This is a genomic window from Daejeonella sp. (assembly GCF_030684675.1).
Classification (GTDB): Bacteria; Bacteroidota; Bacteroidia; order Sphingobacteriales; family Sphingobacteriaceae; genus Daejeonella.
In genome coordinates this window covers 1-4,508 of record NZ_JAUXXZ010000002.1, presented here as the reverse complement: position 1 = coordinate 4,508, position 4,508 = coordinate 1, and the positions used below count along the sequence as shown (strand labels likewise).

At 39.9% G+C, this 4,508-nt stretch carries 4 protein-coding genes; 3 read left to right on the top strand and 1 reads right to left on the bottom strand.

Annotation, left to right across the window (positions count from 1 at the left end):
- The 3 genes from Q8M41_RS00130 to Q8M41_RS00120 all read left to right on the top strand — a co-directional run.
- A partial coding sequence (locus Q8M41_RS00130; protein ID WP_305363199.1) for a hypothetical protein occupies positions 1-203 on the top strand: 203 nt, incomplete at its 5' end.
- 318 nt (positions 204-521) lie between these two features.
- The gene (locus Q8M41_RS00125) at positions 522-2,519 is read left to right on the top strand and encodes a S9 family peptidase (protein ID WP_305363198.1); all 1,998 of its coding nucleotides are present in this window, start codon (positions 522-524) and stop codon (positions 2,517-2,519) included.
- Between the two features lie 34 nt (positions 2,520-2,553).
- A complete protein-coding gene (locus Q8M41_RS00120) occupies positions 2,554-3,105 on the top strand; it encodes a GNAT family N-acetyltransferase (protein ID WP_305363197.1) in 552 nt (183 codons plus the stop codon).
- An 86-nt stretch (positions 3,106-3,191) separates the two neighbouring features.
- Here the strand turns inward: Q8M41_RS00120 and Q8M41_RS00115 are convergent, their stop codons facing one another.
- Positions 3,192-4,199, bottom strand: a complete 1,008-nt coding sequence (locus tag Q8M41_RS00115) for an IS110 family transposase (protein ID WP_304759945.1) — start codon at positions 4,197-4,199, stop codon at positions 3,192-3,194.
- Positions 4,200-4,508: the final 309 nt, after the last annotated feature.

The following is a 4,508-nucleotide window of genomic DNA, read 5'->3' as shown; positions in this document are numbered from 1 at the left end:
GAGCACTGTTCCAAAACCGTTCATATCAGATAAGCCTTTGCGAAGGACGATTCTCCCGGTTTAAAACCGGGACCAGTGCCAGCAAAATCAAAAAAAGCAGCAGATTCATTCAAATGGCACATCCGAGCATTAGATTTTGGGGTCATACCCGGAATGCTATCATATTCAAATATCCCCCAAAAGCAGCGATCGCTTTTTTTTGATGTGTGGAGGATTGTAGCCAAGGCACCTAGGGATTGAAGAAGGCTTTTGTTCCTTTTGGCCTTCAAAAGGAATTCGCCCCCCGGCAATGGAGGGAGGCAAGGTTGAGAAGGGCCACTTATTTTGAAATTAGTTAAAATTTTCATTTGAAAAACTTAAATAGAGATATACTGAATATTACTCAATTTAACCGGACAGTAATGGATTCAATTTGTGAATAAATATGAATTATTAAGTTAAGAATTCCCCTGCTACTTAATAACCATAATAGTTTATATTAGTATGGACTTATTCAACAATTCTCCATTATTATCATTTCTATGAAAAGAATTTCCTTAATCAGCCTGCTAATCCTTGGGCTTAGCAGCGCAAACGCTCAAACAAAAAATAACTGGTCACCCGAACAAACTATTACCCATAAGGGAATCAGCACAGTACGGGTATCTCCGGATGGGAAAAAGGTGGTATATGCTGTTAAGGAACTTAAAACAATTGAAGGCAAAAACGAGTTTATCAGTCATCTTTTTATATCAGACAACAATAACGCGAATAGCATACAGCTTACCCATGGTGAAAAGAACAACCTCAACCCCAAATGGAGTCCGGATGGAAAACATATCGCATTTGTCAGCAACCGGGATGGGAAGAATAATCTATACCTGCTAAAAATTGGTGGAGGTGAAGCTGAAAGTTTAACTAAGTTAAAAACAGGAATAAATGATTTTAAATGGAGTACCAAAGGAAATCAGATTGCATTTACCAGTGCTGATTCTGAAACTGAAGAAGAAGGTGGAAACAAGAAATCAGGAAATGACTGGTATTTTATGAATGAAAAATTCAAGCAGGGGCGCCTCCATTTGCTTCATCTGAATAAAAAAGATAATAATGGGATGCCGCAGATTACAGCTTTGAGCAAGGATAACAGACATATCAATTCATTCAGCTGGAGCCCCGATGATCAATGGATCGCTTATGCTCATGCTGCCTCTGCAGGTGTGGAAGACAATGTTTTCTGTGATATTTCGATGATCAATGTCAATTCAGGAGAACTTAAAGTTATTGCCAACACCCCCGTGGGTGAAAACCAACCCTTGTTTAGTCCTGATGGAAATTCGATAGCTTATTACAATCTGGATGAAAAAGGGATATGGGGAGGCACAACCTCAGTTAAAATTTTTGCTCTTAAAGATGGCAGCGTTAAAACACTTTCTGATACCCCAAATGGTCCTTCAGAGCTAATTGGCTGGAGCAGCGATGGGAAATCAGTATTTACCATTGAGTCATTTCATACGAGTTCCAGAATATTCCGGCTAAGCAATGATGGCAAACAGGCAATTGAATGGAATACAGGGATGAAAGGCGTTTTGGGAGGACTTGAATTGAATTATAATGGCACTCATTTCGGGTTTATGCTTCAAAATACTGTAATGCCACAGGATGGCTATATCAGCAGTTCCTCCAGCTTTTCACCGCAAAAGATTAGCAATATTAATCCTGAGCTGGCGGCTTTGCCGGTTCCGAAAACTGAGCTGATTAAATGGAAGAGTTATGACGGGATGGAAATTGAAGGACTTTTAACCTATCCGCTCAACTATGAGGCAGGTAAAAAATATCCCTTTATTCTCAACATTCATGGCGGTCCGGCGGGCGTATTCAGTGAAAATTTCATTGCAGGCTCGGCTGTCTATCCACTTGCCGCTCTTGCAGAAAATGACATTTTCATCCTCCGGCCAAATCCGAGAGGATCAAATGGTTATGGATTAAAATTCAGGGAAGCCAATCACCGCGACTGGGGTGGTGGCGATTACAAAGATCTGATGGCCGGAGTGGACTATGTTATTTCGAAAGGATGGGTCGATCCTGATAAAATGGGTGTCATGGGCTGGAGTTATGGTGGTTTTATGAGTAGCTGGGTGGTCGGGCATACAAACCGGTTTAAAGTTGCAAGTATCGGAGCCCCTGTAGTCGATTTGGTTACTCAGGATCTGACCGATGACATTCCAAGTTTTCTTCCCTCTTACATGGTTAAACAACCTTATGAAGATTGGGCAGTCTACGACGAACATTCCCCATTACGATTTGTACAAAATGTAAAAACACCGGTGCTTTTGCAGCATGGTGAGGCGGATATTCGGGTACCTTTCAGTCAGGGATTAATGTATTACAATGCTTTAAAGCGCAGAGGGGTTCCGGTGAGATTTCTGGTACTCCCAAGACAACCTCATGGACCTGTGGAGCCGGCTATGATTCTTAAATCCGCCCAGACTACCCTGAGCTGGATGCTGCATTATTTGAAAGGCAAAGAATTAGGGTTTTAATCATCGGGAATTCGGAGGCAAGGGGCTTTATCAGATGAGGTTTGACCTACAATACTTATTCAAATCTGAACGTCTAGGCTTTAGGAATTGGCTTGAGAGTGATATTGAATTGATGTCCGCAATCAATGCTGATGAAAAAGTAATGGAGTTCTTTCCGAGAATTACTACAAAAGCTCAGACAGTTGAATTTATTGAAAAGATGGAACAGCAATTTAAAGAAAAAGGCTATTGTTATTTCGCGGTGGATAAGCTTGAGAATAATAGATTCATTGGTTTTATCGGACTGTCTAAAAAGTCGTTTGAAGCAGAATTCACCCCCTGCGTTGACATTGGCTGGAGACTAAGCAGTGAAGAATGGAATAAAGGTTATGCAAGTGAAGGAGCAAAAAGATGTTTAGAATATGCCCATGAAGTCTTGAAACTTGAAAAAATAGTTTCAATAGCACCGAAAATCAATGTAAAATCGGAATGGGTAATGAAAAAGATCGGCATGGAAAAGGTTCTGGAGTTTGAACATCCGCTGCTGATTAATGATGAAAGGCTGAGGGATTGTGTATTGTATCAGACAATGATAAATAAAAATTAAACTGCATTCCAGGGTTGATATTGGTTTTTCCCTTTAAATTCGGAATTAGTGAAAGTACTCAGGTCGTCGACCCCGATTTCTATGATCTATGCAACTAATCTTTGATAATTTTTTTCATAGGGTCGGTTATTGTTGACACATGCAAAAATCCGGTGGATTAACTTGTTTCTAACTGCATTCAGCGTACTCATTTTATTCTTATTCTCCTGAGTTACTTTTCGTCCATAATATGCTTCCATATCATTATTGTACCGAATAGCGGATAATGCGGCCAGATGCAATAATGTCTTCATCTTTTTATTAGCCAGATGGGATACTCTGGCTCTTCCTTTAAATAGACCTGATTCTTTGCTAAAGGGAACCACTCCTGCATAACAAGCAAATTTGGTCGGATTGTTAATGGTCTTAAATTCATTTGTGGAGATAATGATCTGGGTGGCTGTCGCTTTTCCAATCCCATCCACTGAGGTAATCAGAGCAAACAATCTCCTTAACTCCAAATCTGAAGCTATGATCCCCTGGATCGCCTTATCTACTTTGGTCAGATCCTTTTTAATAGCTATTAGAGTACTTTGACATACCGTGGTATTTTCTTTAACCAGGCCTTTAGGGATAAACTCCCTGGATTCTTTGATGGGAGTCGTCAATACCTTTTGAGCTTCAATTAACCTGGAACGGGTAGCGGATAATTGAGCAAGACGGATAACTACTTCTCGCTTAGGCTGCCATAAACGGAGCTGCTCACGGTTTTTATAAGCATATTCTGCGATACGGATGGCATCTATTTTATCACTTTTCCCTCTGATGTTTCCCAGAGAATTTCGGATATGCAAAGCTGCTTCAAGACAAACTGAACACTGTTTCTTGAATAGTACACCCAAAAGGTGATTGCTGTAGATCCCCGTATGCTCCATGCAGAATACTGCCATACTGAGCTTAAATCCGGGGAGCTTAACCAACTCATTTAAAAGGGTTGTAATGGCAGCGGGGGTATTGCTGACCTTCTTGTGGAATAAAAACGTTTTGTTTTGCATAATTGCAAAATCCAGCTCATTTTTAGATACATCTGTACCAATGAAAAAATTGAATTCCATAACTTTGTTATTAATGTTAGAATTAGAAGTTAACCGTTTAAACACAATCAATTCCTTAATAATGAGCCTGGGAACTCTAATTTCTATTTGATGCTTGTTTAAACAGCTGACAGAGGCCTTGAATCGGGGTATAAGCCTCAATAGCTTTCCGGGGGTCCTAAGTCGCCTCTGTCAGTGTTAACTTTTACACATAAATTTCAGTTATTAACAAAAGAAAAAGAAGCAAAAAGAAAATCCTACAATAACAATAACCACTCTTTCTTAGAGATTACTAATCTAAAGGAAGGTGGTCGTATGTTTATAGAAACG

Excerpts from the sequence above, each read along its gene's own strand:
- Q8M41_RS00125 (WP_305363198.1), top strand. The coding sequence starts at position 522 with ATGAAAAGAATTTCCTTAATCAGCCTGCTAATCCTTGGGCTTAGCAGC.
- Q8M41_RS00120 (WP_305363197.1), top strand. The coding sequence starts at position 2,554 with ATGAGGTTTGACCTACAATACTTATTCAAATCTGAACGTCTAGGCTTT.
- Q8M41_RS00115 (WP_304759945.1), bottom strand. The coding sequence starts at position 4,199 with ATGGAATTCAATTTTTTCATTGGTACAGATGTATCTAAAAATGAGCTG.